23 protein-coding genes and 3 tRNA genes are annotated in these 25,504 nt (G+C 70.5%); 14 read left to right on the top strand and 12 right to left on the bottom strand.

What is annotated here, in order from left to right:
* The first annotated feature begins 17 nt into the window (after positions 1 to 17).
* Complete coding sequence (locus BLU55_RS13310) at positions 18 to 4,652, top strand: sacsin N-terminal ATP-binding-like domain-containing protein (RefSeq protein ID WP_091730522.1); 4,635 nt, start codon at positions 18 to 20, stop codon at positions 4,650 to 4,652.
* 370 nt (positions 4,653 to 5,022) lie between these two features.
* Here BLU55_RS13310 and BLU55_RS13305 read toward each other — a convergent pair whose 3' ends face one another.
* Entirely contained in the window at positions 5,023 to 6,702 is a 1,680-nt protein-coding gene (locus tag BLU55_RS13305; RefSeq protein ID WP_091730520.1) for a DUF262 domain-containing protein, read from the bottom strand.
* Positions 6,703 to 7,007: 305 nt separating this feature from the next.
* On the opposite strand from BLU55_RS13305, the gene BLU55_RS13300 reads away from it, so the two are divergent.
* A complete protein-coding gene (locus BLU55_RS13300) occupies positions 7,008 to 7,196 on the top strand; it encodes a hypothetical protein (protein WP_157682853.1) in 189 nt (62 codons plus the stop codon).
* 41 nt (positions 7,197 to 7,237) lie between these two features.
* On the opposite strand, the gene BLU55_RS13295 is transcribed toward BLU55_RS13300, so the two are convergent.
* Positions 7,238 to 7,927: an NUDIX hydrolase gene (locus BLU55_RS13295; protein WP_091730517.1), complete on the bottom strand. Its 690-nt coding sequence runs from the start codon at positions 7,925 to 7,927 to the stop codon at positions 7,238 to 7,240.
* Positions 7,928 to 8,018: 91 nt separating this feature from the next.
* On the opposite strand from BLU55_RS13295, the gene BLU55_RS13290 reads away from it, so the two are divergent.
* Genes BLU55_RS13290 through BLU55_RS13280 form a run of 3 tightly spaced genes read left to right on the top strand, consistent with a single transcriptional unit; the run spans position 8,019 to position 10,547 of the window.
* Positions 8,019 to 9,026 carry an SPFH domain-containing protein gene (locus BLU55_RS13290; protein WP_091730515.1) on the top strand — a complete coding sequence of 336 codons (1,008 nt, stop codon included), beginning with the start codon at positions 8,019 to 8,021 and terminating at the stop codon, positions 9,024 to 9,026.
* On the top strand, positions 9,023 to 9,904 hold the full coding sequence (locus BLU55_RS13285) for an NAD(+)/NADH kinase (protein ID WP_091730513.1): 882 nt from the start codon (positions 9,023 to 9,025) through the stop codon (positions 9,902 to 9,904). The genes BLU55_RS13290 and BLU55_RS13285 overlap by 4 nt, the downstream gene beginning before the upstream one ends.
* A 43-nt stretch (positions 9,905 to 9,947) precedes the next feature.
* Positions 9,948 to 10,547 (top strand): hypothetical protein, encoded by a 600-nt coding sequence (locus BLU55_RS13280; RefSeq protein ID WP_091730511.1) that lies wholly within the window; start codon positions 9,948 to 9,950, stop codon positions 10,545 to 10,547.
* A gap of 231 nt (positions 10,548 to 10,778) precedes the next feature.
* On the opposite strand, the gene BLU55_RS13275 is transcribed toward BLU55_RS13280, so the two are convergent.
* Positions 10,779 to 11,438 carry a hypothetical protein gene (locus tag BLU55_RS13275; RefSeq protein ID WP_091730508.1) on the bottom strand — a complete coding sequence of 220 codons (660 nt, stop codon included), beginning with the start codon at positions 11,436 to 11,438 and terminating at the stop codon, positions 10,779 to 10,781.
* Positions 11,435 to 12,637 (bottom strand): MFS transporter, encoded by a 1,203-nt coding sequence (locus BLU55_RS13270; RefSeq protein ID WP_157682852.1) that lies wholly within the window; start codon positions 12,635 to 12,637, stop codon positions 11,435 to 11,437. The genes BLU55_RS13275 and BLU55_RS13270 overlap by 4 nt, the downstream gene beginning before the upstream one ends.
* 41 nt (positions 12,638 to 12,678) lie before the next feature.
* On the opposite strand from BLU55_RS13270, the gene BLU55_RS13265 reads away from it, so the two are divergent.
* The 3 genes from BLU55_RS13265 (at position 12,679) to BLU55_RS13255 (ending at position 14,675) form a co-directional block, all read left to right on the top strand.
* Positions 12,679 to 13,260 (top strand): TetR/AcrR family transcriptional regulator, encoded by a 582-nt coding sequence (locus BLU55_RS13265; protein ID WP_091730503.1) that lies wholly within the window; start codon positions 12,679 to 12,681, stop codon positions 13,258 to 13,260.
* A 72-nt stretch (positions 13,261 to 13,332) separates the two neighbouring features.
* Positions 13,333 to 14,160: an FkbM family methyltransferase gene (locus BLU55_RS13260; RefSeq protein ID WP_091730500.1), complete on the top strand. Its 828-nt coding sequence runs from the start codon at positions 13,333 to 13,335 to the stop codon at positions 14,158 to 14,160.
* A gap of 134 nt (positions 14,161 to 14,294) precedes the next feature.
* Positions 14,295 to 14,675, top strand: a complete 381-nt coding sequence (locus BLU55_RS13255; RefSeq protein WP_091730497.1) for an ANTAR domain-containing protein — start codon at positions 14,295 to 14,297, stop codon at positions 14,673 to 14,675.
* A 23-nt stretch (positions 14,676 to 14,698) separates the two neighbouring features.
* Here BLU55_RS13255 and BLU55_RS13250 read toward each other — a convergent pair.
* A tRNA-Arg gene (locus BLU55_RS13250) sits at positions 14,699 to 14,771 on the bottom strand.
* Between the two features lie 520 nt (positions 14,772 to 15,291).
* Between BLU55_RS13250 and BLU55_RS13245 the strand changes: the two genes are divergently transcribed.
* Together BLU55_RS13245 and BLU55_RS13240 are read left to right on the top strand one after the other, a co-directional pair.
* Positions 15,292 to 17,109, top strand: coding sequence for a phosphoenolpyruvate carboxykinase (GTP) (locus tag BLU55_RS13245; protein WP_091730494.1), 1,818 nt, complete (start codon positions 15,292 to 15,294; stop codon positions 17,107 to 17,109).
* 101 nt (positions 17,110 to 17,210) lie between these two features.
* Positions 17,211 to 18,203 carry a phospholipase D-like domain-containing protein gene (locus tag BLU55_RS13240; RefSeq protein ID WP_091730491.1) on the top strand — a complete coding sequence of 331 codons (993 nt, stop codon included), beginning with the start codon at positions 17,211 to 17,213 and terminating at the stop codon, positions 18,201 to 18,203.
* 63 nt (positions 18,204 to 18,266) lie between these two features.
* On the opposite strand, the gene BLU55_RS19500 is transcribed toward BLU55_RS13240, so the two are convergent.
* Positions 18,267 to 18,410, bottom strand: coding sequence for a hypothetical protein (locus tag BLU55_RS19500; RefSeq protein ID WP_157682851.1), 144 nt, complete (start codon positions 18,408 to 18,410; stop codon positions 18,267 to 18,269).
* Between the two features lie 196 nt (positions 18,411 to 18,606).
* On the opposite strand from BLU55_RS19500, the gene BLU55_RS13235 reads away from it, so the two are divergent.
* Complete coding sequence (locus BLU55_RS13235) at positions 18,607 to 19,500, top strand: glycosyltransferase (protein WP_091730488.1); 894 nt, start codon at positions 18,607 to 18,609, stop codon at positions 19,498 to 19,500.
* 13 nt (positions 19,501 to 19,513) lie between these two features.
* Here BLU55_RS13235 and BLU55_RS13230 read toward each other — a convergent pair whose 3' ends face one another.
* From BLU55_RS13230 to BLU55_RS13215, 4 genes are all read right to left on the bottom strand, one after another.
* The gene (locus BLU55_RS13230) at positions 19,514 to 20,806 is read right to left on the bottom strand and encodes an MATE family efflux transporter (protein WP_091730486.1); all 1,293 of its coding nucleotides are present in this window, start codon (positions 20,804 to 20,806) and stop codon (positions 19,514 to 19,516) included.
* A complete protein-coding gene (locus tag BLU55_RS13225) occupies positions 20,807 to 22,066 on the bottom strand; it encodes a DegT/DnrJ/EryC1/StrS family aminotransferase (RefSeq protein ID WP_091730483.1) in 1,260 nt (419 codons plus the stop codon).
* A gap of 245 nt (positions 22,067 to 22,311) precedes the next feature.
* Positions 22,312 to 22,402 (bottom strand) — tRNA-Ser (locus BLU55_RS13220).
* Between the two features lie 77 nt (positions 22,403 to 22,479).
* Positions 22,480 to 22,962 carry a hypothetical protein gene (locus tag BLU55_RS13215; RefSeq protein WP_157682850.1) on the bottom strand — a complete coding sequence of 161 codons (483 nt, stop codon included), beginning with the start codon at positions 22,960 to 22,962 and terminating at the stop codon, positions 22,480 to 22,482.
* A gap of 125 nt (positions 22,963 to 23,087) precedes the next feature.
* Between BLU55_RS13215 and BLU55_RS13210 the strand changes: the two genes are divergently transcribed.
* Entirely contained in the window at positions 23,088 to 23,492 is a 405-nt protein-coding gene (locus BLU55_RS13210; protein WP_091730478.1) for a hypothetical protein, read from the top strand.
* Positions 23,493 to 23,511: 19 nt separating this feature from the next.
* Here BLU55_RS13210 and BLU55_RS13205 read toward each other — a convergent pair.
* Together BLU55_RS13205 and BLU55_RS13200 are read right to left on the bottom strand one after the other, a co-directional pair.
* A tRNA-Ser gene (locus tag BLU55_RS13205) sits at positions 23,512 to 23,603 on the bottom strand.
* 42 nt (positions 23,604 to 23,645) lie between these two features.
* Positions 23,646 to 24,455, bottom strand: a complete 810-nt coding sequence (locus BLU55_RS13200; RefSeq protein WP_091730476.1) for a carbon-nitrogen hydrolase family protein — start codon at positions 24,453 to 24,455, stop codon at positions 23,646 to 23,648.
* A gap of 39 nt (positions 24,456 to 24,494) precedes the next feature.
* Here BLU55_RS13200 and mobA point away from each other — a divergent pair, with 39 nt between their 5' ends.
* Positions 24,495 to 25,109 (top strand): molybdenum cofactor guanylyltransferase, encoded by a 615-nt coding sequence (gene mobA, locus BLU55_RS13195; protein WP_231916870.1) that lies wholly within the window; start codon positions 24,495 to 24,497, stop codon positions 25,107 to 25,109.
* A 68-nt stretch (positions 25,110 to 25,177) separates the two neighbouring features.
* A complete protein-coding gene (locus tag BLU55_RS13190) occupies positions 25,178 to 25,504 on the top strand; it encodes a DUF6457 domain-containing protein (RefSeq protein WP_091730473.1) in 327 nt (108 codons plus the stop codon).

Genomic DNA, 25,504 nt, shown 5'->3' with positions numbered 1-25,504 from the left:
TCTCGGGGGTAGTGCAAATGACCGATTGGGCCGGACCCACCAGTGGGTTGTCCGAGCTGGTGACAGCGGAGTCGAACCGATGCCTCGCCGCGTACCGTGAGCAGCCGATCCGGGTCGAGTCGGACGCGAACATCGAGACGACGATCTTCGAGGGCGGGTACGGCCGTAAGCAGATCTTCGAGCTCGTCCAGAATGCCGCTGACGCCCTCCAGGGCACGACGGGCCGCATTCATGTGGTCCTGACCTACGACGTCCTCTACGTCGCCAACCAGGGGTCACCTCTCACCGAGGACGGGGTCCGATCCCTCCTCGGCTCCCACCAATCCGGCAAGCGCGACGAGTCGATCGGACGATTCGGGCTCGGGTTCAAGTCAGTCGTCGCGCTGAGTGATCGCCCGCAGGTGTTCAGTCGTTCAGGCTCGTTCGGCTTCGACCGTGAGGTCACGAGGGAGCGTATTCGGCGCGTGGTCCCGGATGCCCCCCGATTTCCCGTCCTGCGTCTTGCCACGCCACTCGATCCGGAAGCGGAGGCCCGTCAGGATCGGGTGCTGGCCGAATTGATGGACTGGGCGAGCACTGTCATCCGCATTCCTCTCGATCGCGACGCCACGGGCGTGAAGGAGGATCTCGCAGACTTCCCCTCGGAGTTCATGCTCTTCTCGCCTCAGGCCCGCGAGCTGGTGCTTGAGAACCGAGCAGACGAGATTGCGCGCCGTATCGGAGTGGCGGCCAGGGGCAAAGACGTGTACGAGCTGACCGTCGGTGAGGAGCGGTCCGAGTGGGTCGTGGTCGATCGCCAATTCCGCCCCTCCAAGCTGGCGCTGGAGGACGCAGGTGAGCTGGCACGTAGGGAAGCAGTGAAGGTGAGCTGGGCCGTTCCGAGATCGGGGCGGCGGCGTCAAGAGGGCCAGTTCTGGGCGTTCTTTCCCACTGACGACCGAAGCACATTGGCAGGCATCGTCAACACCACGTGGAAGCTGTCCGAGGACCGTCGTCGGCTGCTCGAAGGCAGATTCAATCAGGAGATTCTGACCGAGGTCCTCCCGGCAATGGTTGCCGCGGCATGGCACAAGGTGGTCGATCGAGCAACGCCGCAGACGAGCCTCGATCTGCTTCCAGGTCGCGGCAAGGAACTTCGTTCCTGGGCAGACGGCGTGCTGAACGAGCCCGTCTTCAAGGCGTTACGAGAAATCCCCAGCTTGCCGGACACCACGGGAACGCTTCGCCGTCCTCGCGACCTTGCCATGCAGCCACCTGACATCGCGGACGACGTCATGGCCCTGTGGAGGGTCGGAGTCGGCAAACTGCCCGGATGGATCGACCCTCGGTGTGTGTCGAACACAGAACGCCGCTCGAAGGCGGAGCGACTCATGGGCCCTATACCGCCCATTCCCAGAATTGAGCGGTGGATCGAGGCTGCCAGAGGCGAGGGCTTCACAGCTGAGGGCTCGGCGCAGGCACTGGCGATCCTCGCTGCACTCGCACCAGGTGGGGCCCGTCGGGACGGCGACCCGCTCAGCGCACGCGTCGTGCTCCTCGAGAACGGGACCTGGGCCAGACCCGCTCGCGGAAAGATCTTCATCCGTTCGTCGCCTGACGACGGCAACTTCCAGTTCATCCACCCGGAGCTTGCCAAGATGCCCGTGGCCCTGGCGGCCCTCGCGCTGGTGGGTGTACAGGTGCTGGACCGTGCAGGCGAACTTCGCCACGTCCTGGCACGTGCAAGAGACCCGCGCTCGGTGGATTGGGCCAAGGCATGGTCCCTTGCCCGACAGTGCACGGTCGAAGTCGCCAGGACAATCCTTGCCGATGAGCTGCCGGCGCCCGTGGAGCACCATGTACAGGTGCGGACCCTCACCGGGCAATTCCGGCCGTTGAACGAGACCTTCTTGCCGGGCCCGGTCTTGGCGCCAGGTATCGGCGCCAACGCCCCGTTCTGCCTCGACAGCCGCTTCCATGAGCAGGAGCGGGCTCTGATCAGCAGCCTCGGCGCGGTCGATCAGCCGCTGCTGCGTCAGGGGGGTCAAGCGGAAATGTGGCTGGATCGCTACCACGACCAGATCAAAGACCACTTCGTCGAGTCGTGCGACGGTGCGAAGCCGCAGATGGACCGCTTGGTTGTACTTGATGAGGGCGGTCTTCCGTGGCCGCTCCAGTCCCTCGATCGCCTGCCCGACCCAGCGCGGGAAGCTGTCACCCGTCGGGTCCTCCAACTGGCGTCGACCGACGCGATCCAGGTGCGGCACGCCACTCAGACTCAATACGGTCGGAAGAAATACCGGAACCCCGCCATTCAGCGGATTCGAGAGCACGGGAGGTTGGAAACCTCATTCGGCCCCTTGGTCCCAGGCTTCTGCCTCATTGCGTCGGATGACATGCCGCCCGACGTCCTGCCGACCGTGGAGCTTCCCACGGTGGTTGCTGAGCAACTGGGGGTGAGGACCGACCCCATCGACCTCAGTGCTCTTGCGTGGAGCGCCCTACACGGTGTCGCCGTGACTTGGCACGATGATCCGGACCGTTCGGCTCGCTTCTACTCGTGGGCCGTGCACTTCAGTGAAGCTCCTCAGCGGATCTTGGCTCACGTCGGTTCGACGGTCGGTGTGAGACCACCACGTGAGGTGGCCGTTGTGCGCAACAGGGACGTGTTGCAGTCACTCCGTGAACAACAGATACCAGTGGTGTTCGTTGAGGACGAGGGCGACGCCGAGGCTCTACAAGCATCATGGGGTCTCGCTGAGGGAACACGCTTGCTCGAGCAGGAGCTTGTTTTCAGCGCGACCGGCGACCCGGAGTCGGTGGTGTTCCACTTTCCCGCCATGAAGCTGTGGCTGTCACCTGAGCAGCAGGAAACGCGCTTCCAAGTGTGTTCCGAGATCAGCATTGTGTCGGCAACCCCCCAGGGGCAGCGTGCAAGAGCCGTAGACAGTGCATTGCATGAGGGAACCGTTCTGGTCACATCTCCAGACCCTGCTGCCGTTCTCCGGGGCGTGTCACGGTCGTTGGGGCTTGACATGGGCCCAGCAGACGTACGTTCGGTCCTCGATCAAGTTGAGAACGAGGCCCGACGAGTGCTTGTCACACAGTTGAGACGGGCTCCGGACGACGCGACGAGGCTCTCCTTATTGGTTGACGCTGAGGTGCTTCGCCGGACGCTGCCACGCGCTGCGCTCGAGGCAATCGAGCTCGAGCAAGGTGTAATCGAGGACCCGGTCGAGCTGGCACGCCTGGTTCTTGCCGTCCAGGGAGTGACGACGTTGTCGCACTTCCGAGCCGTTCTGGACGAGAAAGGGCTGAATCCCCCGCAAACGTGGGCGGGCCAGCGGTCGACTCGGAATTGGGTCACAGAGCTCGGGTTCGCTCCCGAGTTGGCTGGCTTCGCGGGCCAGCCTCGCCCGGCGAACTTCGTGGTCGAGGGCCCGACGGAACTCGGTGATCTGCACGACTACCAGGAGATCTGTGTCGAGAACATCCGGTCCATGGTTCAAGGAGGACAACCGCGCCGCGGCCTCGTCTCGCTTCCGACTGGTGCCGGGAAGACCCGGGTGGCGGTTCAGGCACTGGTCGAAGAAATTCGGGATGGCGAGCTCCGGGGGCCGATCGTATGGATCGCCCAAAGCGACGAATTGTGCGAGCAGGCTGTGGAGACATGGTCCTACATCTGGCGGTCGGTAGGGCCCCGCGAACCACTGGCCATTGGCCGCCTGTGGGGCAACAACGAGGTGTCCGAGGAAACGTCAGCCATCCAACTGGTTGTCGCTACGCCTCAAAAGCTCAAGGAGAAGGACGCTCAACCCGACTACGCCTGGATGACGGAGACCTCGGTGGTGGTCGTCGACGAAGCACACACGTCCGTGTCGCCGATGTACACGAAAGTGCTCGAGTGGTTAGGACGAAAGGCTCGCACGCGCAGGGAGGACAGGCCGCTCATCGGGCTCACCGCGACGCCCTTCCGAAACACCAACGTCGAAGAGACGCGACGCCTCGTCAACAGGTACGACGGCAACCGGCTGGACGGCAAGGCGTTCGAGGACGACGAGCCTTATCCGGTGCTCCAAGCCAAGAGGATCCTCGCTCAAGTCGAGCAGCGCGTCATCGACGGCGCGCAAGTTCGACTCAGCAAGCTCGAGCAGGAAGAGGTCGAACGCTTCGGGCGTCTGCCTCGGAACGTAGAAGCGCGGCTAGGCGCCGACATCGAGCGGAACAAGACCATCGTCGAGGATCTGATGAGCCTCCCTGATGACTGGCCAGCACTCGTCTTCGCTAGCTCCGTCGAGAATGCGCGTGCCCTCGCGGCGCAGTTGGTTCACAAGGGCATTCCGAGCGTTGCCATCGATGCGAGCACGCCTGGCCCGGTTCGGCGGTGGTACATCGACGAGTTCAAAGCCGGTCGCATCCGCGTCATCACGAACTACAACGTGTTGTCACAGGGTTTTGACGCTCCGAGGGTGCGGGCCGTCTACGTCACGCGCCCGACTTTCAGCGCAAACCTCTATCAGCAGATGATCGGGCGTGGCCTGCGCGGACCATTGAACGGTGGTTCCGAACGTGTGCTGATCGTCAACGTGAAGGACAACATCGATCAGTACGGTGACAAGCTTGCATTCACGGAGTTCGACTACCTCTGGTCTGAGACCAGCAATACCGACTGATGGTGCCATCGGCTGGCAGCATCTGGTGCGGCCGTGCGGCTCGGCATCAACTGAGTCCTCATATGTCGCGGCCTGGAGCGGTCTGGAGTGTCGCCGAGCACCCGTCTGCTAGTCGGCGAAGGACCACGGAGCCATGACCTGGAGGAAAAGCTTGATCCGATGGCGCGGCCTCCGATTCCGTGCCGGTCCCCCGTTGCTTTATCGGCAATCGACGCTGCGGACCGTTCAAAACTCAGCGACTGAAATCTGCTTCGCAGGCGCTCCTGGCGTTCCTGAGGAGCGCCTACTCATGCTCGATCGCTCCAGTTCTGATGGTCAGGTTGACCAGCCCTACGGATACGCACAGTCGGTGAGGCAGCGAATCCCTCAATTACAAGGACCATTCGGCAATCAGCGCAGAAGTCAGATCCGCCTGCCGCTGCTGCAGCACCGCTGGTGTCCAGTTGGCTGTCGTCAAGACTTGGGTCGTTAAAGCGAATACTGCGCTCCCGTTGCTGCCACTGAAGTACTTGTCCTTCTTCTTCGCGAAGTCGTAGTTCTGTGCCTCGCTGTTCTTCGCACGATTCAGCAGCACCAGATTGCCGAGGCGGTGCGTCCAGTCTTGCCGCTGCTCTTCGGTGAAGTCGCGCACCCAGCTGCTATCTGTCCGCGGATTCTGCGGCAGCACGTGTTCGACGGTGATCATCTTGTGCTGATAACTGACCCCAGGTTGCTTGGCCAGCAGCTCGTCGAGTCGGAGCAGCACATACCGGCGCACGGGCGCCACCAGATAGATGTGGTCGTCGAGCTTGCGCCGCGTGTCTTTGACCTCGTCTTCCGAGAGCTCGAATGCGGCCGCGCTCAGGCCTTCGCCGCGTTCCAGCTGCTTCAGCAGATCGGCATACCGGATCCCTCGAGGGGTCGCGTACACCCGTCGCAACAACATGCTGGCTGCGAGGCGCTCCAGCTTCTGGAGGAGGTCAGCAAGCGTCCGGGGATCGTTCTTGTGCTCTCGAAGGGCCCACAGCGCTGGCGGTCGCCAACTGTCGTTGTCGACCTGCATGAGCCTCCGCAGCCAGTTGTTCACCGGTCCCCAGGTGGCGTCGTCCGGGAAGTTCTGTGTCAGAAGCCGCTCGTAGGCGTCCGAGTAGGGGATAAGCACGTCGTCGACGAACTGTCGCCCAGTGCCGGGGAGATAACGGCTCAGGACACCTTCGTCGAACTCCTGGAGAAGCACCTTGCTGGCACGCTCCTTCAGGAAGATCGTGCGAATGTGGCCGAACAACTCTGCGAATGCATCGCGACCGAGGTCGACCTCCTCTTGTTCCCACTTCTCGGCGTACTCCAGAGCGTTGCCATCCGTGTCCCCGATGTCGCCGATTACCTTGGACTTGAAGATGTCGGCCGGAGTCAGGTCAAGGCCACGTGCATTCATCACGCTGAAGATCCGGTGAGCGCTGTTCAAGTCGGGTGTGCTGACGACTACCAGGAAGGTCCGGGAGCCGAGCATCGCCGCGAGGCTGCGGCGTTTGTCGTCAGTCCACGCTGACAATCGCTGCTGGAATGCCATGGCGTTGTACTTGATGGCCCGCTGGGCGTCTGTTGCCAGTTGCGAGTCGTCGAGCGAGACCAGTTGAGATATGGCGCCGGGGGTCTGGACGTGGTTCGTGAAGAAGGTGGCGTCTCTTTTCCGCAGGGTGAGACGGGGCTTGGTGCTGGTACCGGCCATGATCTCGCCCGGCTCCACGACGATCCTTGCCAGCTCGGACGCCAGCTGAGAGTTGCTGGTGAGATCTCGCAACACTGCGAACAGGATGCTCAATGTGGTGAGGCGCTGCTGTCCGTCGATCACATCGGCGCGAGAGTCGACGCTCTTCTTGACCAGAACGATTGAACCGAGGAAGTACGGCTCGTCGGTGTCTCTGGACAGGGCTCCCTCGAGGTCGTCCAGCAGCTGCAGAGCTTGTTCTCTGCCCCAGGCGTAAGGCCGCTGATAGTCAGGGATAGCAAACTCGAAATCGCTCGAGAAGATCTTTCGCAGCGGCAGCTCTCCTGCGGCCAGGTCCTTCATCAATGCTCCCTTGTGTGAGCCGAGGCGGCGTGTCGGCTACCTGCGGAGCCCATCTTTACAGCAGTTCTAGTCCGCTGATGCTGCGGTCGGTCGGAATCAGCGCGATCTCCTCGGGCGCCATGAGCAGCGTGCCATCGGCGTGGTCCGAAGCCTCGCGTAGCAGTCGCCTATATCGAGGGCATTTTCGAGTGCGTCGAGGAAGAGGCCGACTGGCGAGAGAAGTTCAGCCTTCGGTACACCGAGCTCGAGCACAGCGATGAGGGAAGTTAGGTGGCTGCTGGACCCGTCGCTTGGGGTGGATGGAGTTGACCGCACGTGTACCGAGCGACGAGTCCACCTTCGCCAACGAAGCACAACGGCTCGTGTGGGGACGCCTGCGCAACAAGCTGCCCGGCGACGCGGTCCTCGTCGCGGGTCTTCGGATCGTCGATGAGGAGCTGGACCACGAGGCCGACCTCGTCGCGCTTCGACGTGCGCTGACCCGTACGACCTGATCAGGCGCTCGTGCCGGCTGGCAGCTTCTGAATCGCGGAGATCACGCCGTGCGAACGAGGGGTGGCGAGAGACTCACGGCCTCCCCCCGCCGAAACAGCTCCGCCGGCCGCCCACCCTGCCGGTTCGTCCGCTCCCCAGTAGCGACGAGCAACCCCGGCGTCGCCGTCGCCTTCCGATGGAAGTTCCGTGGGTCTAGCGACACCCCCCAGACGACCTCGTAGACCCGCCGCAGCTCGCCGATCGTGAACTCCGGCGGGCAGAAGGCGGTGGCGAGGGGGGAGTACTCCAGCTTGGCGCGGGCGCGCTCGAGGCCGTCGCGGAGGACCTCGTCGTGGTCGAAGGCGAGGGCCCCGACGGACGAGACCGGCACCCAGGAGGCAGCCGCTGCGTCGGTGCCGGCCCGCGGTGTCGGCAGATCGGGGGCCAGCGCGAGGTGGGCGACGCTGACGACGCGCATCCGGGGGTCGCGGTCGGGGGCGCCGTACGACCGCAGCTGCTCGAGGTGGACGTCCGCAGCGCCTAGTCCGGTCTCCTCGGCGAGCTCGCGCAGGGCGGCGGTCTCGAGGTCCTCCTCGGGCAGGACGAACCCGCCCGGGAGGGCGCGCCGGCCGGCGTACGGCTCCTCGCCCCGCTCCACCGTCAGCGCGCACATCTCGTCGTCGCGGATCGTCAGGACGACGAGGTCGACGGTGACGGCGAAGGGCTCGAAGGCGGACGGGTCGTAGGTCATGGGGCGACCCTACCGACTAATCGTCGAGTTGACGAGAACTACCTGAGTGGCTTATCGTCAAAATGACGAAAACAACCGACCGGAGGTCACCATGGCTGACATCGCCCGTTACCCGTTGGTCCGCCACCTGCGCGGCAACGCCACCACCCACGTCGCCCACGTGCGCAACGGGAAGACCGTCCACGCCGGGGTCGGGGCGGCCTTCTGGTACCGCCCGCTCAGCGCCGTCCTCACCGAGGTGCCGGTCGACGACCGCGACCTCGCGCTGCTGCTGCACGCCCGCACCGCCGACTTCCAGGACGTGAGCGTGCAGGCCACGGTCACCTTCCGCGTCGTCGACCCGTCGGTGGCCGCGGGCCGCATCGACTTCTCGATCGACCCCGAGCATGGCCGCTGGAGGGGTACGCCGCTCGACCAGGTCGCGGGGCTGCTCACCGAGAGCGCCCAGCAGCACGCCGTCGACCTGGTCGCTGGCGCCGAGCTGAGGACCGTGCTGGCCGGCGGGGTGCGGCCGATCCGGGCCGCGATCGCCGAGGGCCTGGCCGCCGACGGCCGGCTCAGCGAGACGGGCATCGCCGTCATCGGGGTCCGCGTGGTCGCCGTGCGGCCCGAGCCGGAGGTCGAGAAGGCGCTGCGCACCCCGACGCGCGAGCAGGTGCAGCAGGACGCCGACCGGGCGACGTACGAGCGGCGCGCGATGGCCGTCGAGCGCGAGCGCGCGATCGGGCAGAACGAGCTGCAGACCCAGATCGAGCTCGCCCGGCGCGAGGAGGAGCTGGTCAGCCAGCGCGGCGCCAACGCCCGTCGTCAGGCCGAGGAGGCCGCGGCGGCCGGCGAGATCGCCACCGACGCCGAGGCGCGGCGTACCGAACGACTGGCGGTCGCGAAGGCCGAGGCCACTCGCTCGGCCGGTGTGGCCGAGGGCGAGGCGGAGGCGGCGCGGGTCGCGGCGTACGCCGACCTGAGCGAGGCCGTGCTGCTCGGCCTGGCCGTCAAGGAGCTGGCCGGCAACCTGCCCCGCATCGAGAGCCTGGTGCTGACGCCCGACCTGCTGGCGCCCGTCCTCGCGAAGCTGGGCGCCGGGAAGGACGCGGCGTGACCGGGCTCGCCCCCCGGGTGGTCGTGGTGCACCGGCGGACCGAGCTCGAGGAGCTCGTGCAGCGCCACGGCACCCGCGGGCAGGCGGCGTTCTTCCTCACCACCCGGGGGCGTGACCTGGGAGAGCTGGACGCCCGCGATCAGGCGCAGCGGGAGGCGCTGGCCGAGGTGGGCGCGGCGATCCCACTGGACTGGCGCCGGGGGAGCGTCGAGCGGGGCGACCTCGACCGGTTCCTGTTCGAGCCGCACGACCTGGTGGTCGTGGTGGGGCAGGACGGGCTGGTGGCCAATGTCGCGAAGTACCTCGACGGCCAGCCGGTCATCGGCGTCGACCCCGAGCCGGGCCGCAACCCCGGGGTGCTCGTGCGGCACCGGCCCGCCGACGTCGGGCCCCTGCTGCAGGGGCGGGGGCGGATCGAGCCGCGCACGATGGTCGAGGCGCGGACCGACGACGGGCAGGTGCTGGTCGCGCTCAACGAGGTGTACGTCGGCCACCCCAGCCACCAGACCGCGCGCTACACGCTCGCCGCGCCCGGCGGTGCGCCCGAGCGGCAGGCGTCGTCGGGGCTGCTGGTGGCGACCGGTACGGGCGCGACCGGCTGGTGCCGCTCGGCCTGGCTCGAGCGCCGTTCGCAGCTGGCCCTGCCGGCGCCGACCGAGGCGCGGCTGGCGTGGTTCGTCCGCGAGGCCTGGCCCTCGCCGGCGACGGGCGTCTCCGCGACCGAGGGCGTCGTCCTCGTGGACCCGCTGTTGGTCACCGTCGAGACCGACGGCCTGGTGGCCTTCGGCGACGGGATGGAGGCCGACCACCTCGTGCTGCGGTGGGGACAACAGGTGAGCATCGGGGTGGCGGAGCGGGTGCTGCGGCTGGTGGTCTGAGGCCGCGGCCATAGCGAGACGAGTGCCGCCGAGGAGGCATGCGATGACGCTGGAGTTCGTCGACGACACCAGCGAGGCGACGTGGCTGCTGACGTGCACCACCGACCGCACGGCCGCCGAAGCCGTCCTGTGGTTCGGACCGCCGACGTTCGAGTCGTACGCCCGCGTGCTCCAGCTGCCCGACCCGCAGTTCGACCGGCAACCCGAGTCGGAGGTGGCTGACGAGGTGATCGACCACATGCTCACCGACGCCGAGGTCATCGGACGTACGGTCGCTGCTCTCCGGTCGCGCCCGGATCCACGACAGGTCCTGTTCTTCCTGCTGTGGGAGGGGTATCCGTACCGCCCGGCCCTCCCTGCCACCTCGCGGTTCGACGTCGCTGGTCTCCGGGTCTGCGCCCTCGCCATGGGGGCGCTGGACGACTGGACGGACTGGGGCGGCATGCCCGACGGGGGCCACGAGCGCGGCTTCGCCCCCGCGCTCGTCTGGCCGGCGGATCGGGCGTGGTGCATCGCTTTCGACGTCGAGTCGCACTTCGCCGGCGTGGGTGCGTCGAGCGGGGCGATCTCTCGTTTGCTCGAGACCGACGGGCTCTCGGCCGAGCGGGCGGCGTACGGCGTGCCTCGCAGGACCTACGGCTAGGACTCCCCTCCGCCGCGGTGGGGAGTCAGACTCGGGCGTGCCCGTGCGGCGGCGGCCGTGCGCCATGGGCGCACTGCTCCGGCTGGCGGTGTGAGACCCGGGAACCTCGTAGACGCGCGGACACAAGTGCTGGTCGGGCGACAGCCGCAGGCGTGGCCGGGATGCCGGGAACGCACTTGTGTCCGCGCGTCTGCGCCGGCTCCGCGCGACTGAGAGCGCGGTGTGGTCAGCTCAGTCGCAGTAGTCGCAGATGCCGGTCGCGGGCACGGCGGTGAAGCAGTTGGGGCAGAGCCGGATCGGCTTCTCCTCCGGCGCGGGGGCGGCGGTCTTGGAGGGGGCGACCTTGCGCGGGGGTGCCGACGATCCGGGGACGCGGGCGGGGGCCCGCTTGGCGGCGGCGGGCTTGGCCGCGGGGGCCTTGCGGGCCGGCTTGAAGTGGGCGGTGCGCAGCGGCGTGCCGCCGTCGCGGGGCAGGCCGACGGCCTCCCAGTGGCGGTAGCACGCGAGGCGCTCCTCTGCGGCGTGGCCGTCCGGGTCCTCGGGGCGTACGCCGCGGGCCCGCTCGACCGACTCGGCGTACCCCTCGCCCACGCTGCCCTGGATGCTCACGCACAGCGACGACAGCAGCGGCTCGTCGCGCGCGTGCGACTCCTGGGTGACGACGTCGAGGACGCCGCCGATCCACTGCGCCACCGGGCGGGCCGTCGTGATGCCGGTCGCGGCCTGCACGGCCGTCGAGAGCTGCTTGTAGGTCACCGTCGCGCGGTAGCGCCCCGCCGCCTCCAGCAGCACCGGTCGAGCGGCCTCGGCCCACGCGGCACGGGACGCCTCGGGCCCGACCTCGGAGGCATCGCGGGGCTCGGGGGCAGGGTCGGCGGGGGCGTCACTCACGCGTCCATGTCTACTCGACGCCCGGCCGTGGCCGTACGACGGGCCGCGGTCCGGCCCGCCCCGCACGCGGCCGCCAGCACCGCGACGCCGGCCAGGAGCACGAACGCCGCGGCCAGGTCGAGCCGGTCGGCGAGCAGGCCGGCGACGGCAGCGCCGGCCGACTGGCCCAGCACGAGGGCGACGAAGAGGGCGGCCGTGCCCTCGCCGGCGCGGTCCGGCAGCACGGCGGCCGCCCAGGCGATGAGGGCCGACGTGGCGGCGACGAACCCCCACCCGAACGCGGTCGCCGCCACCAGCGCCACCGGCAGCGTCCCCGCCCCGAGGCCGAGCGCGACGGTGGTCGCGGCGACCACCGAGGTGGTGAGCCGCCAGGCCAGGGTCGGGGGCAGGCCGCTCAGCCGGCGGGCCGTCACGACCGTCGCGGAGCCGCCGACCCCGATCGCGATCCAGACGGTCGTGGAGGCGCCCGCGCCGAGGCCCTGCTCGACCACGTGGGTGCGGGCGTAGGTCCACACCACCGCGGACGAGGTGCCCAGGAGGACGGCCGCGAGCGCGGGGGCGGCGAGGGCGGCGACCCTTCGAGACGGGACGTCGTCCCTCCTCAGGGACCGAGGGGGGCGGGTCCGACCTCCCGCGCCGGCGGTCGGACGGGGACCGCCGTCGAGCAGCAGGACGGCCGTGCCCGAGGCCGCGGTGGCGGCGGCCGCGACCACGAACCCGAGGCGCCAGTCGGGCAGCAGCGCCAGGGCGAGGAGGCCGGCGGCGACAAGGCCGGGGCCGGTGCCGGAGTTGACGACCGCCTGGGCGGCGTCGCGGCGCCTGGCAGGGACCGATCGGGACACGACGGTCACCAGGGCGGGGGAGGCGAGGCCGGCGCCGGCCGAGCTGACGACGGCGGCGGGCACGAAGAGCGCGACCCCGGGTGCCAGGGCCATGGCCAGCGAGCCGAGCGCAGCGGTGGCGACCGCGCCCACCACCAGCCACCGGGGGTGCCGGCCCAGGAGCGCCGCGACGACCGCGCCCGCGCAGTAGGCCATCGAGGCCCCGGACGCGACGTACCCCCCGGCCGCCGGCCCGAGGTCCAGCGAAGCGCTGACGTCGGGCAGGTAGAGGCCGTAGGCCAGCCGCACCAGCCCGTACGTCGCCGCCACCAGGCCGGTGCCCGCGACGACGAGGGCGGGCTCGCGACGCTCCCTCAACGAAAACGACCGTTTCATGTTGGCCACCCTAGGCTGTCCCCATGTCCGTGCGCCCCAGCAGCGAGAAGAAGCTGCTCGACGCCGCCGACGAGCTCCTCTTCACCCGGGGCGTCGCCGCCACCCCGGTTGACCGGGTCCTGGAGCGTGCGGGGGTCTCGTCCGCGACCCTCTACCGCGCCTACGGCAGCAAGGAGGGCCTGGTCGCCGCGGCCCTCGAGCGCCGCCACCGGTCCTGGCTGGAGGTGTGGGACGAGGTCGTCGCCGAGGCCGCCGACGACCGGGGCCGGCTGCTCGCCGTCTTCGAGGCGCTGGGCCGGTTCCGCAGCCGGCCCGACGGGGCCCGCTGGTGCGCCTTCCTCGGCACCGCGGCGGAGTACGCCGCCCCGCCGCCCGAGCTCGCCGCCGCCCTGGCGCGCGAGTCCGACTCGCTGCGCACGCGCCTGCGCGAGCTGGCCGAGCCGGTCGTGGGAGCGCGCGCCGAGACCGTGGCCGACGCCTTGGTGCTGCTGGTCTCCGGCGAGCTGGCGATGCGGCTGCGCGACGAGCACCACGACGCCACGGTCGCGCGCGAGGTCGCGGCGGCGGTCCTCGACGCCCCCCGGTCTACCCCACCTCGACGCTGACCGGTCGGACCCTGGTCGGCGGACGCCTGCGGGCCTAGTGTCCCGCGAAAGACCACCTTTCGGGAGGCGACATTGGACGTCAAGGACCTGGTGGGACGCGGGTACGCCAAGCTGTTCGCCCACGAGCGGACGCAGCCGGTCAACCACGCGCTCTACCACCTGGCGCTGCGCGGCATGGGCTACAACAACGGCTGGCAGCCGGAGCTGTCGGGCGAGGAGTGGTTCGTCCGCGAGGTGCTCGCCCCCGCCCGACCGCGGACCTGCTTCGACGTCGGCGCCAACGTCGGCGTCTACTCCGAGCTGCTGCTCCGCCACACCGACGCCGAGGTCGTGGCCTTCGAGCCACTGCCCGAGGCTGCCGCCCGGCTGCGGGCGATCAAGGCCGCCTCGCCCGACCACGACCGCCGCCTCACGATCCTCAACACGGCGGTGGGCTCGGTGGCCGGCACCGAGGAGCTGAGGTACGGCGACCCGACCACCGAGCACGCGTCCCTCTCGGAGAACGCGACGCGGATCGACTACGTGGCCGCGGGCAACACCCGCTCGATGCAGGTGGACGTCATCACCCTCGACGGCCTGCTCGAGACCGGCCCCTACGACCGGCTGCTCGAGACGCGGGCGCTCGACTTCGTCAAGATCGACGTCGAGGGCTACGAGTACGAGGTGCTCACCGGTGCGCAGCGGATGATCGCCGCCTGTCGGCCGAAGTTCGTCCAGATCGAGTGGAACCTGCACCAGCTGACGTCCAACACCTCGTTCCTCTCGGCGTGCGGGCTGCTGCCGGGCTACACGCCATACCAGCTGCTCCCGCACGGCATGCGGCGCGTCGATCCGATGACGCCGGACGCCAACACCTTCTGCTACGCCAACTTCGTGTTCGTCGACGACCGGGAGTCCTAGGGCCCCCGGCGCCGCTCCCCCCAGGACCGCGCGCCACCGCCTTCGGGACCGAGGTCCCTGTCACGGTCTTGGCGCGGGCCGGAGACTCGTGGTGGGAGTCGGGGCGAGGGGACCAGGGTTTGGACACGGGTGCGGTGCACGAGCAGTACGCCGGGTGGGTCGAGCGCGAGCTCAGCCGGATCGCGCGCGCGCTCGAGCGCGAGGCCGCTCGGGCCGAGACCGTCGACGAGGGCTCGGCCGCGACCGTCCTCGCGGCGGCCCTGGGCCGGGCCAGGCGGGAGGTGGCGCTGCTCGAGGCCACGGTGGCCGACCTGCCGGACGTCGAGGCCGCGGTCGGGGCCCTGGTGGACCGCTACGACCTCGACGTCGCTGCCGCCTTCTCGACCATCGCCTCGGCGTCGGCCAACTTCGGTCAGGGCCTGGGCGAGGTCTCCCGCCGGGTCCTGGAGTCCTCCCGCAGCGCCTCCGTCACCTGCGGACGCGGGCCCGGACGCGACGACGGCCCCGAGGAGTGATCCTCGGGGCCGTCTCGGTCCTGCGCGCCTGTAGGGATTCGAACCCCAAACCTTCTGATCCGTAGTCAGATGCTCTATCCGTTGAGCTACAGGCGCCCGTCCGCGCTCTCGCGAGGACTGGACAACCTTAGCGGACCCGCTCCGGGGGAGCGAATCGGGCCGGTGCGCGGGGGTGGGCGGCCCTTCGAGACGGGACTTCGTCCCTCCTCGGGGACCGAGGCCGGCCGGGGATGGGCGGCCCTTCGAGACGGGACTTCGTCCCTCCTCAGGGACCGAGCTCAGGGACCGGGGCCGGCGGGACTTCGTCCCTCCTCAGGGACCGAGACCACGGTCCTCGGTTTGTTGTCCACCTGCCAGTTACCGTTGAGTAAGCCGCACCACGACGGGGCAAAGTCCCTCCCCTATTTGTTGGGGGAGGGGCGCAAACCCCGCCCAGGCGTGGCTGGATCGATCAAATACCCGTGCTGTCAAGAGCGAGTTACATTTCCCGGCACAGCACGTCACGGGTGGTGCAACGGAGCGGCACCCAGCACCGACTCATTCGTCACACCCGTCGACCGCCGTCGACGGTCGGTCGGCCCTCGGAGCCGGCCGAGCACCGAGAGGGGCCACGCCCATGACCGCCGAACTGACCGACACCGCCGCACCCACGACCCACCAGGGCATCCTCGACTTCGTCTCCGAGGTCGCCACGATGACCACGCCCGACCGGGTCTACTGGTGCACCGGCTCCGACGAGGAGTGGGTCGAGCTCACCGACGCCCTGGTGGCCACCGGCACGTTCACGCGCCTGGACCCCGAGAAGAAGCCCAACTCGTTCCACGCGGCCTCCGACCCCACCGACGTGGCGCGCGTCGAGGACCGCACCTACATCTGCAGCGTCGAGGAGAAGGACGCCGGCCCCACCAACAACTGGATGGAGCCGAGCGAGATGAAGGACCTCATGCGCGGGCTCTACGCCGGCTGCATGAAGGGCCGCACGATGTACGTCATCCCCTTCGTCATGGGCCACCTCGAGGCCGAGCACCCGATGTTCGGCGTCGAGGTCACCGACTCGGCGTACGTCACCGCCTCGATGCGCGTGATGGCCCGCATGGGCACCCACGTGCTGGAGAAGATGGAGGAGCTGTCGGCCGACTTCGTGCCCGCGATCCACTCGGTCGGGATGCCGCTGGCCGAGGGCGAGGCGGACGTCGCGTGGCCCTGCAACGACACCAAGTACATCGTGCAGTTCCCCGAGGAGCGCGCGATCTGGTCCTACGGCTCCGGCTACGGCGGCAACGCGCTGCTCGGCAAGAAGTGCTACGCCCTGCGCATCGCCAGCGCCATCGCGCGCGACGAGGGCTGGATGGCCGAGCACATGCTGATCCTCAAGCTGACCAACCCCCAGCAGGTCACCAAGTACGTCGCCGCGGCCTTCCCCAGCGCCTGCGGCAAGACCAACCTGGCCATGCTCGAGCCCACCATCCCCGGCTGGAAGGTCGAGGCCATCGGCGACGACATCGCCTGGATGCGCATCGGCGACGACGGCCGGCTGTGGGCGGTGAACCCGGAGTACGGCTTCTTCGGCGTCGCCCCCGGCACCAACGAGCACACCAACCCCAACGCGATGAAGACCATCAACAAGGGCAACTCGGTCTTCACCAACGTCGCGCTCACCGAGGACGGCGACGTGTGGTGGGAGGGCCTGGAGAACATGCCGGCTCGCGCCACCTCCTGGAAGGGCCAGCCCTGGACGCCCGACTCCGAGGAGCTCTCCAGCCACCCCAACAGCCGCTACTGCACCCCGATCAAGCAGTGCGACATGCTGGCGAAGGAGTACGACGACCCGCGCGGCGTCCCGATCGACGCGATCCTGTTCGGCGGTCGCCGCAAGACGACCATCCCGCTCGTCACCGAGGCCCGCGACTGGACCCACGGCACCTTCATGGGCGCCACCCTGTCGAGCGAGACGACCGCGGCCGCCACGGGTGCGGTCGGCGTCGTGCGCCGCGACCCGATGGCGATGCTGCCGTTCATCGGCTACAACGCCGGCGACTACTTCAGCCACTGGATCAACATGGGCAAGCAGAACGACGCCGCCAAGATGCCCAAGATCTTCTACGTCAACTGGTTCCGCCGCGACGACGAGGGCGGCTTCCTGTGGCCCGGGTTCGGCGAGAACAGCCGCGTCCTGAAGTGGGTCATCGACCGCCTCGACGGCCAGGCCGCCGCGGTCGAGACCCCGATCGGCCACGTGCCGGCGCCCGGCGCGCTCGACGTGGAGGGCCTCGACGTCACCGAGGACGACCTGGCGCGGGCATTGGCCGTCGACGTGGACGAGTGGAAGGCCGAGATCCCGCAGATCACCGAGTGGTTCGAGAAGTTCGGCGACGACCTGCCGACCGTGCTCTGGACCGAGCTCGACGGCCTCAAGGCGCGCCTCGGCGCCTGAGCGACGCTGCTGACCCACCACCGCACCACCACGCCGGACCCGCGCCCCCAGGGGTGCGGGTCCTCGTGCGTCTTGTCCACCGGGGCGCCATGATGGCGTCCATGGACGGCGAGGGCGGGACCGGCAGGCGGACGCTCCTCGACGCCGAGGCCGGCCAGCTGTTCCGCGACGTGGTCCGCGAGGGCGTGCTGCGCCCCGACGACGAGCGGCTCGCCGAGGAGCACCCCGCCCACGCCTCGGTCCAGCTGCTGGTCGAGCTGGGGCTGCTGCGCCTCGACGACGAGCGGGGCGGCTGGCTGCCCGTCGACCCCGCCACCCTCCAGGCGGGCCTGGTGGCGCCGATGGGGCGCCAGGCCGTCGAGCTGCTGGCCGAGTCGGCGGCCTGGGCGGACACCCTGTCGTCGCTGGCCAGTGCGTTCCGGCGTACGCCCTCCAGCAGCGCGACCCACGAGGAGATCCGCGGCCTCGACGCCATCAACCGCTTCCTCGAGGGGGCCGTCGACGACGCCGAGGAGGAGCTGCTCACCGCGCAGCCGGCCGGACCTCGCCGGGCCCAGGCGCTGGCGATCGCGTCCTCGCGCGACCTGCGGGCGCTCGAGCGGGGCGTGCGGATGCGCACGCTCTACCAGCACACGGCGCGACGCAGCCGCTCGATGCGCGACTACGTCGACGTGATGCGCCAGAAGGGGGCGGAGATCCGCACCCTCGACGAGTTCTTCAACCGCCTCATCGTCATCGACCGGCGGCTCGCGATGATCCCCGGCGAGACCACCCAGACGGCGGTCATCATCCACGACCGCTGGCTGGTGGAGTACCTCATCGACGTCTTCGAGCGGTCGTGGGAGCGGGGCCGTGACTACGACAAGACCACCCGGACCACCGAGAGCGAGATCGCCGCGGAGATCCGGCAATTGACGGTGCGCATGCTGACCGAGGGCCACAGCGACTCGGCCAGCGCCAAGCGGGTGGGGGTCAGCACGCGCACCTATGCGTCGTACGTCGCCGCGCTCAAGGAGGAGTACGGCGTGCAGACGCGCTTCCAGCTCGGACTGGCGATGGGGCAGAAGGACACGGAGTCGGCCCCCGACAATTGACCGACTCGGCGATCCTTCCGCCCCGCGCCGTCCCGAGATCAGCGCCCGCCAGGCGACCCGGGATCAGTCCCAGGCGGTGTCGCTGGTGTGGGCGCCGCCACCCACTTTGGTGACGGTCGCGGCACCGGCGGGTGCGACACCGACGGAGAAGACCCCGACGGCGAGCAGAGCGGCGGCAGTGGACTGGGCGATGCGGCGAAAGCTCATGGGAAACTCCTTCTCGAGGGGGCGAGAAGATGATCCCCCGTTGCGCAGGCGTGCAACCCCGCCGACGGGCTGCACGAGTGCGCATTGCATGTTGATGCAGACATGGCCCGGCGGGGCACTGCCGAGCCGCCGGGCTGTTGGCACCCGACGATAGCCTCACCTGCGACGATCTTCACCACTCCACGACGGGGGACCCGTGAGCGCCGACCCAGCACCCGGAGCCGACGCACTGCCCTCGCTCAGCGTGGTGATGGCCTGCCGCAACGGTGCGGACGCCCTGCCCGAGACCCTCGAGGCGCTCGCGGCCCAGGTCTACCCGGGCTGGTGGGAGGTCGTGTTCGTCGACAACGGCTCCACCGACGACACGGTCGAGGTCGCGGGCCGCTACGCCGACCGCTTCGAGCGCTGGACGCTGCGCCGCAACCCCGACCCGGGCTACCAGCCCTCGGCCATCAACCACGGCATCGCGACCAGCACCGGCGAGGTCATCGCCTTCCTCGACGCGGACGACCTGGTCGAGACCGACTACCTGCTCCACCTCGGACGGGCCCTGCGCACCGCCGAGCTGGTCGGCGGCAAGGTCGACATCACCCGGCTCAACAGCCCCGAGGTGCAGCGTCGACGGCGTCCGCTCCAGACCGAGCGGATCGAGACCTACGACGACTACCTGCCCGCCGTGGTGGGGGCCGCGATGGGCTCGACCCGGGCGGCGATGGAGCTGGTGGGCGGCTGGGACGCCTCGCTGCCGACCCAGCACGACCTCGACGTCTGCTGGCGGCTGCACCGGGCCGGCGTACGCGCGGAGTTCGTGCCGGAGGCGGTGCTGCACTACCGCTACCGCGAGGGCGCCTCGCAGGTCTGGCACCAGGAGCTGGGCTACGGCGAGGGCGAGGTCGCGCTGTACCGGCGCCACCGCGCGCACGGCATGCCGCGCCGGGGGCCGGCGCAGGTGCTCGTCAGCTGCGCCCGGGTGCTGCTGGCGGTGCTCACCGCGTGGCGGCCGGGTGGCCGCGAGCGCGTCGCGACGCAGGTCGGGCACCAGGTCGGGCGGGTGCGGGGCAGCCTGCGCTACCGGACGCTGTTCCTCTGACCCGGGACGCCGCTCAGGCGGACTCCGCGGACTCCTCGGCCGCCTCGCGGGCGAACCGCTCGACGGTCCTGCCGGCCTCGCGCACGACGAGGAAGCCCCAGATCGGCAGCACCACGGTGAACGCCGCGGCGAAGCCCCACGCGGCACCCTGGGCACCGTGGAGGACGGCGCCGCCCACGCCGAGCAGGAACATCAGGGTCGCCTGCGGGACGTGGACGATCATGGTCAGCGGGGCGCGGTCCATGGCGTAGAGCGCCGAGGCGAAGCCGACCCCGAGGGCGGCGGAGAAGCTCTGCACGATGCCCGGGACCAGCACCGTCTGGGTCCCCGGCCAGGTGCTGCCGAGCAGGGTCTCGCCGACGACGTCGGGGGCGAGCAGGAAGAACAGGCCCCAGGTCAGGCCCAGCAGGGCCACCACGAGCGACATGCTGCCGGACCACACCAGCCACTGCCGGCGGTTGAAGCGGCGCCGTTGTCGTGACAGCTCGGGCACCGCGAAGCCGAAGGCGGCGACGGCCAGGATCGCCACCGGTCCCAGCAGGACCTGGGCGCCGCGCAGGGCGCCGATGGTGGCCAGCGAGCCGATCGTGGCGATCACCAGCAGCGCACCCTGCTGCAGGAACTGCAGGGTCGCGAACTCGGCCGCGACGTAGCCCGTGAGGTCGCGGTGGTCGCGCAACCAGCTCCTCGCACGCCGCACGTGCGGCCAGCTGCGGCCCTGGCGCACCCCGAGGAGCGCGGCCGCGGCGGCGGAGACGCCCCACGCCACGATCAGCAGGGCGACCGAGGAGGCGCCGGCCGTCACCAGGGCCACGACAGCCGCGATCTGGACGACCGCCCAGGCGCCGTCGTTGACCACCGCCGCCGCCGGACGCCCGGCGGCGATGAAGACGTAGCGCCAGGCGTCCTGGGCGAGCAGGCCCGGGAGCACGACGGCCAGGGCGAGCAGGCTCTGGCCGGCCACGCCGTCGACGAGCGCCGCTCCCACCAGCGCCAGCACCGAGCCGATGAGGCCCATCGTGACGGCGGTGCCCACGGCCGCGCCGGCGGCCGCCCGGTAGTCCCCCTCGGGGACGTCGCTGAAGCGGATGGCGAGCGGCGAGGTCGAGAACGCCCTGCTCAGACCGATGGCGAGCGAGAACACGGTGAAGGCCACCGCGAAGCCGCCGAAGCTGGTCTCGTCGACCGAGTTGGCCACGATGAAGGACAACGCGGCGTTGGTGCCGGCGGAGATGACCTGGTCGAGGAGGTTCCAGCCCGCCCGCCGAGCGGTGGGCGGGAGACGCAGGAGTCTGCCGAGGTGCATCTAGGCAGTCTGAGCGATGCCCTCCGCGCCGTCGGCAGCGGCCTCGAAGAACGACCGGATCCCCGACACCACCCGGTCGAGGGTCGCGGTGTCCATGTAGGGGTGCAGCGGCAGCGTCAGCACCTGCTGCGTGGCCAGCTCCGTCACGTCGAGCGGGCCCCGACGGGCGTCGGCGTAGAAGCTGAACTCGTGGGCGCCCAGGAAGTGGATGCCGGTCGCGACGCCGCGGCTCTTGAGGTGCTCGACGAGGTCCTGGCGCAGCTCGGGGTCGCGCACCCGCACGACGTAGATGTACGGCGCGATGCCCTCCCAGTCGGTCTCGAACAGCTGCAGGCCGTCGAGGTCGCCGAGCTGCGCGTCGTAGTAGCGGCAGTAGTCCTGGCGGTTGCCGATGAACTCGTCGACCATCGCCAGCTGGGCCAGCCCGATCGCGGACGGCACGGACCCGAGGTGGCAGCGGTAGCCCTGGCGGACGACGTCGAAGTCCCAGTTGCGCTGGTTGCGGTAGCGGGCGTCGGTGTCGGAGTCGATCCCGAGGTGGCGCAGCTCGCGCAGCACCTGGGTGTCGGCCGGGTCGCCGGTCACCACCGCGCCGCCCTCCAGGGTGGTCATCATCTTGACCGGACCGAAGCTGAAGCAGGTGATGTCGCCGAAGGAGCCCACGGGCCGTCCGTCGCTGAGGGTGCCGAAGGCGTGGGCGGCGTCCTCGATGACGCGCAGGCCGTGCTCGTGGGCGATCTGCATCAGCTCGTCGAGCTTGCAGGGCAGCCCGAGGTAGTCGACGGCGAGGATGGCGCGGGTGCGGTCGGTGATGAGCGCCCGCACCTGGTCGGGGTCGATGCACAGCGTGTCGGGCTCGACGTCGCAGAACACGATGTCGGCGCCGGTGCGGCTCAGCGCCTGGTGGCCCGCGACGTAGGTGAAGGAGGGGCAGATGACCTCGTCGCCGGGACCGAGCCCGATGAGGCGGGCCGCGATGTGGAGCGCCTCGGTGCAGGAGTTGGTCGACACCACGTGCCGGTCGGTGAGGCCGAGGTAGTCCTCGAGGCCGGTCTCGAAGTCGCGGCTGAGCTTGCCCATCCCCAGCCAGCCGGCCTCGAGGGCGGCGCGGGCGGCCTCCTGGACCTCCTCGCCGAGGTAGGGCCGGTAGACCGGGACGTGGACGGACGCGGTGGTGGCGGCGGTGGCGGTGATGACTGGCCCCTCACGTCGTGGTGGCCGCTCCAGGCCACGCCCGAGAAGGCGCCAGGCCGGAAGCATGACGCCGCGTCAATGATAGGCGTCTGTGAGCGCCCTGTGCGTGATTGGTCTGGACCACCTGGACGACATCGGCAGCCCCCTGGCCTGCGACAACAGGCACTGGGTGGACGGGTGTGCCGGCCCTGCGGCCCCACCGGAGGGGTCCGGGAGGCGCGGTCAGGTGGCGGTCAGGTGAGCGGTGCCTGCGCGACCGGCCCGGGACGAGGTCCGCCCCGGGCCCTCACGAGGAGGACCCGGGGCGGGGCTGGCGGAGGTGGCGGGATTTGAACCCGCGAGAGGGCACAACCCTCAACCCGCTTAGCAGGCGGGCGCCATAGGCCACTAGGCGACACCTCCCGAACAGCAGACGACAGGCTACCCATGCCGGGGCTGGCCGGGCGAATCGGGCTCGCCGGACCTTCCGGGACGCGTGCTCAGCGCAGCCGGCGGTAGCCGTGGCCGCGGTCGAGGTGGGCGGTCATCAGCTCGGTCAGCTCCTCGCGGTCGCCCTCGAGGGCGTCGACGGGCAGCGTGGTGGTGCGGCCGTCGCGCAGGCGCAGCACGAGGCACCGCGCGCCCTGCACGGTGGCGGCCTGGAGGTCCAGCACGTCGGTCCAGCGCGAGGACCGGGCCTGCGCCGAGCGCAGGCCCCGGACGCGGTAGCCGTCGGCGTCCATCCGCAGCACCCAGTGGCGGGGGCCCAGCAGTGCCAGCAGGGCGACGACGCCCAGGACGCCCAGGGCCACCAGGACGGTCACCGCGGCACCCGGGAGCGACACCAGCCAGCCGAGCAGCACCGCGACCAGCACCACCACCCCCACGACGACCAGGCCCGCGCCCAGGAGCCGGGCCCGCAGGGCGGGCGCGAGCGCGCGGCGCACGACGTCGTCGGTCAGGGGGGCGGGGGAGGGGGCCACGGTGTAATTGAACGCGCCGGGCGTGCCCACCCCAAATCCACCCTTGCCGGACGCACCCGCCGGGACCAGACTCGACGCACCGTCGGTGCGTCCGGCCGACGGGACCTCGGGGGAGGGGAGCAGCCATGAGCGACACCTCAGGACTCGAGGCAGCGGTCCGCGAGCTGCGGCACATCCTGGCCGCCGACACCACCTCGCCCGAGTGGCGGTGGAACGTGCGTCGCCGGCTCAGCGAGGTCCGCGACGCCCTCGGTCCCGACGCGGTCGCGGGCGAGGCCGGTCGGGTCCCCTCCCAGCAGCCCGAGCAGGGCGAGGAGTGGCTCACCGCCCGGGCGGTGGGCAGCGAGCGCCGCACCCGCCAGCTGCAGGCGCGGGCCGGCATGCTCGCCGTGGCGGTCCTCGACCGGCTCGACGCGCCGACGATCGTGCGGCAGGTGACCCGGCTGCTCCACGACCTCGAGCACCAGCTGCAGCGCGACCACGACCTGGCCTACGACGCCGTGGCGCTCGACCTCGGCGGCTCGGAGTAGCCGGCTCGGCTCAGCGCCGTGGCAGAGGGGGCGGGATTCGAACCCGCGGCTGACATCTCTGCCAGCGACCGCTTTCAAGGCGGTTCCGATCGGCCACTCCGGCACCCCTCCTCGGTCCCGGAGGACCGGACCCGAGTCTAGGGCGCGGCCTGCTCACATGCGGCGGTTGGCCAGCGACGGGTTGGTCCGGCGCACGTCGGCCACGGCGGAGCGCGTCAGCACCGCGTCCAGCTCGGCCTCGTCCGGGCCGGCCTCGACCACCACGTCGCCGTCGGGCGCCACCACCATCGAGTGACCGGTGTAGCGCGGTCCGGGCTGGCCCACCCCGACGACCCACACGGTGTTCTCGATCGCGCGTGCCCGCAGCAGCGTGCGCCAGTGCTCGACCTTGCGGTCCCCGGCGACCCAGGCCGCGGGCACGACCAGCGCCTCGGCCCCGCGCAGGGCCAGGGTGCGGGCCAGCTCGGGGAAGCGCAGGTCGTAGCAGGTCATCAGGCCGAGCGGGAAGCCCGCGACGTCGACCACGCTCGGCTCGAGCGCGCCGGGGCTGACGGTGGCCGACTCCTGGTAGCCGAAGGAGTCGTAGAGGTGGATCTTGCGGTACGCCGAGGTGGCCCCGCGCTGCGCCAGGACCAGCGTGTTGAGGGGTCGTGCCGGGTCGTCGGCCCGCTCGAACATTCCGCCCAGCCAGGCCGTGCCCGTCTGCTCGCCCAGCCGTCCCAGGTGGGTCGCGAACGGCCCGTCGAGGTCCTCGGCGAAGGGCGAGAGGTCCGAGCCCGCCTGGCCGAAGTCGCGCGCAAAGGCCTCGGGCAGCACCACCAGGTCGGGCGCTGCGGTCGCACCGTCGACGCGGAGCCGCTCGGCGACGGCGTCGAGGGTGGCCCGGTTGGCGGCGGGGTCCAGCGCCGAGGCCCGCTGGACCAGGTGCACCCGCAGGGATGCAGGATCGGCAGACGTCGGCATGGGCACCAGCGTGCCAGCCCGGCTGCCACACTTCGAGCCGTGAGCCCGGCCGCGTCCCCCAGCCGTCCCCCCAGCAGCCCCGACCTCGTGGCCGTCCTCCTGACCGGCGGCACCGGTCGCCGCCTCGACGGCGCCGACAAGTCCGCCCTGGAGCTGGGGGGCGCCACCTTCCTGGAGCGGGCGCTGGCGGCGCTCGCGGCCGTGCCCGACGTGGTGGTGGTGGGCGACGAGGTCGCGACGTCGCGACCGGTCCGCTTCGTCCGCGAGGACCCGCCCGGAGGCGGACCGGCGGCGGCGCTGCTGGCGGGCCTCGACGCCGTGGTCGGCGACCCCCCGACGGTCGTGGTGCTGGCCGTCGACATGCCCCTGGTGAGCGCGGCCACGGTCGACCGGCTGCTGCTCTCGGCGACCGGTGACGGCGCCCTGCTGGTCGATGCGGACGGGCGCCGGCAGCTGCTCTGCGGCGTCTACTCGACCCTCGCGCTGCGGGCGGCCGCCGGCGCGGTCGAGGGGCGCGACGGGCTGCCCGTGCGGCGGCTGCTGGCCGACCTCGACCTCGTGGAGGTCCCGGCGCTCGCGCACGAGGCGAGCGACGTCGACGAGTGGGCCGACCTGGAGCGGCTGCGTGCGGAGGTCGGCGAACCGCCGGCCTGACGCACCTGTGCCGAGCAGATCCGCCGAACCGGTTGCACAGGCGTCCGGGGCGTGCCGAGACTGGTGGGGTGAACCTGCACGACTGGATCGACGAGCTCTGCGACGAGCTCGACGTGGAGATCGACCTCGACGAGGCGCTGGTGCTCGACCTGGCCCGCGACGTGGCCCACCAGGTCGAACGACCCGCGGCGCCGCTGACCACCTTCCTGCTGGGGTACGCCGCGGCGTCGGCCGGGGGCCGCCCCGAGGAGGTCGAGCGGCTCGCCGGCCTGGCGACGGCGCTGGCCGCGCGGTGGGACAAGCCGGCGGGCGTCGACGACGACGAGGTGGCAGACCCCGTCGAGGCCGAGGACGACGCCGTGGTCGAGGAGGACGTCCTCGCCGACGAGGACTGA

This window comes from Nocardioides scoriae (assembly GCF_900104965.1).
In the GTDB taxonomy this organism is placed as follows: domain Bacteria; phylum Actinomycetota; class Actinomycetes; order Propionibacteriales; family Nocardioidaceae; genus Marmoricola; species Marmoricola scoriae.
Note: the sequence above shows the minus strand (reverse complement) of the source record. Positions and strands in the feature narration are given on the sequence as shown.

Coding starts and splice junctions, on each gene's coding strand:
- BLU55_RS13310 (WP_091730522.1), top strand. CDS start 18: ATGACCGATTGGGCCGGACCCACCAGTGGGTTGTCCGAGCTGGTGACA.
- BLU55_RS13305 (WP_091730520.1), bottom strand. CDS start 6,702: ATGAAGGACCTGGCCGCAGGAGAGCTGCCGCTGCGAAAGATCTTCTCG.
- BLU55_RS13295 (WP_091730517.1), bottom strand. CDS start 7,927: ATGACCTACGACCCGTCCGCCTTCGAGCCCTTCGCCGTCACCGTCGAC.
- BLU55_RS13290 (WP_091730515.1), top strand. CDS start 8,019: ATGGCTGACATCGCCCGTTACCCGTTGGTCCGCCACCTGCGCGGCAAC.
- BLU55_RS13280 (WP_091730511.1), top strand. CDS start 9,948: ATGACGCTGGAGTTCGTCGACGACACCAGCGAGGCGACGTGGCTGCTG.
- BLU55_RS13265 (WP_091730503.1), top strand. CDS start 12,679: ATGTCCGTGCGCCCCAGCAGCGAGAAGAAGCTGCTCGACGCCGCCGAC.
- BLU55_RS13245 (WP_091730494.1), top strand. CDS start 15,292: ATGACCGCCGAACTGACCGACACCGCCGCACCCACGACCCACCAGGGC.
- BLU55_RS13240 (WP_091730491.1), top strand. CDS start 17,211: ATGGACGGCGAGGGCGGGACCGGCAGGCGGACGCTCCTCGACGCCGAG.
- BLU55_RS19500 (WP_157682851.1), bottom strand. CDS start 18,410: ATGAGCTTTCGCCGCATCGCCCAGTCCACTGCCGCCGCTCTGCTCGCC.
- BLU55_RS13230 (WP_091730486.1), bottom strand. CDS start 20,806: ATGCACCTCGGCAGACTCCTGCGTCTCCCGCCCACCGCTCGGCGGGCG.
- BLU55_RS13225 (WP_091730483.1), bottom strand. CDS start 22,066: ATGCTTCCGGCCTGGCGCCTTCTCGGGCGTGGCCTGGAGCGGCCACCA.
- BLU55_RS13210 (WP_091730478.1), top strand. CDS start 23,088: ATGAGCGACACCTCAGGACTCGAGGCAGCGGTCCGCGAGCTGCGGCAC.
- BLU55_RS13200 (WP_091730476.1), bottom strand. CDS start 24,455: ATGCCGACGTCTGCCGATCCTGCATCCCTGCGGGTGCACCTGGTCCAG.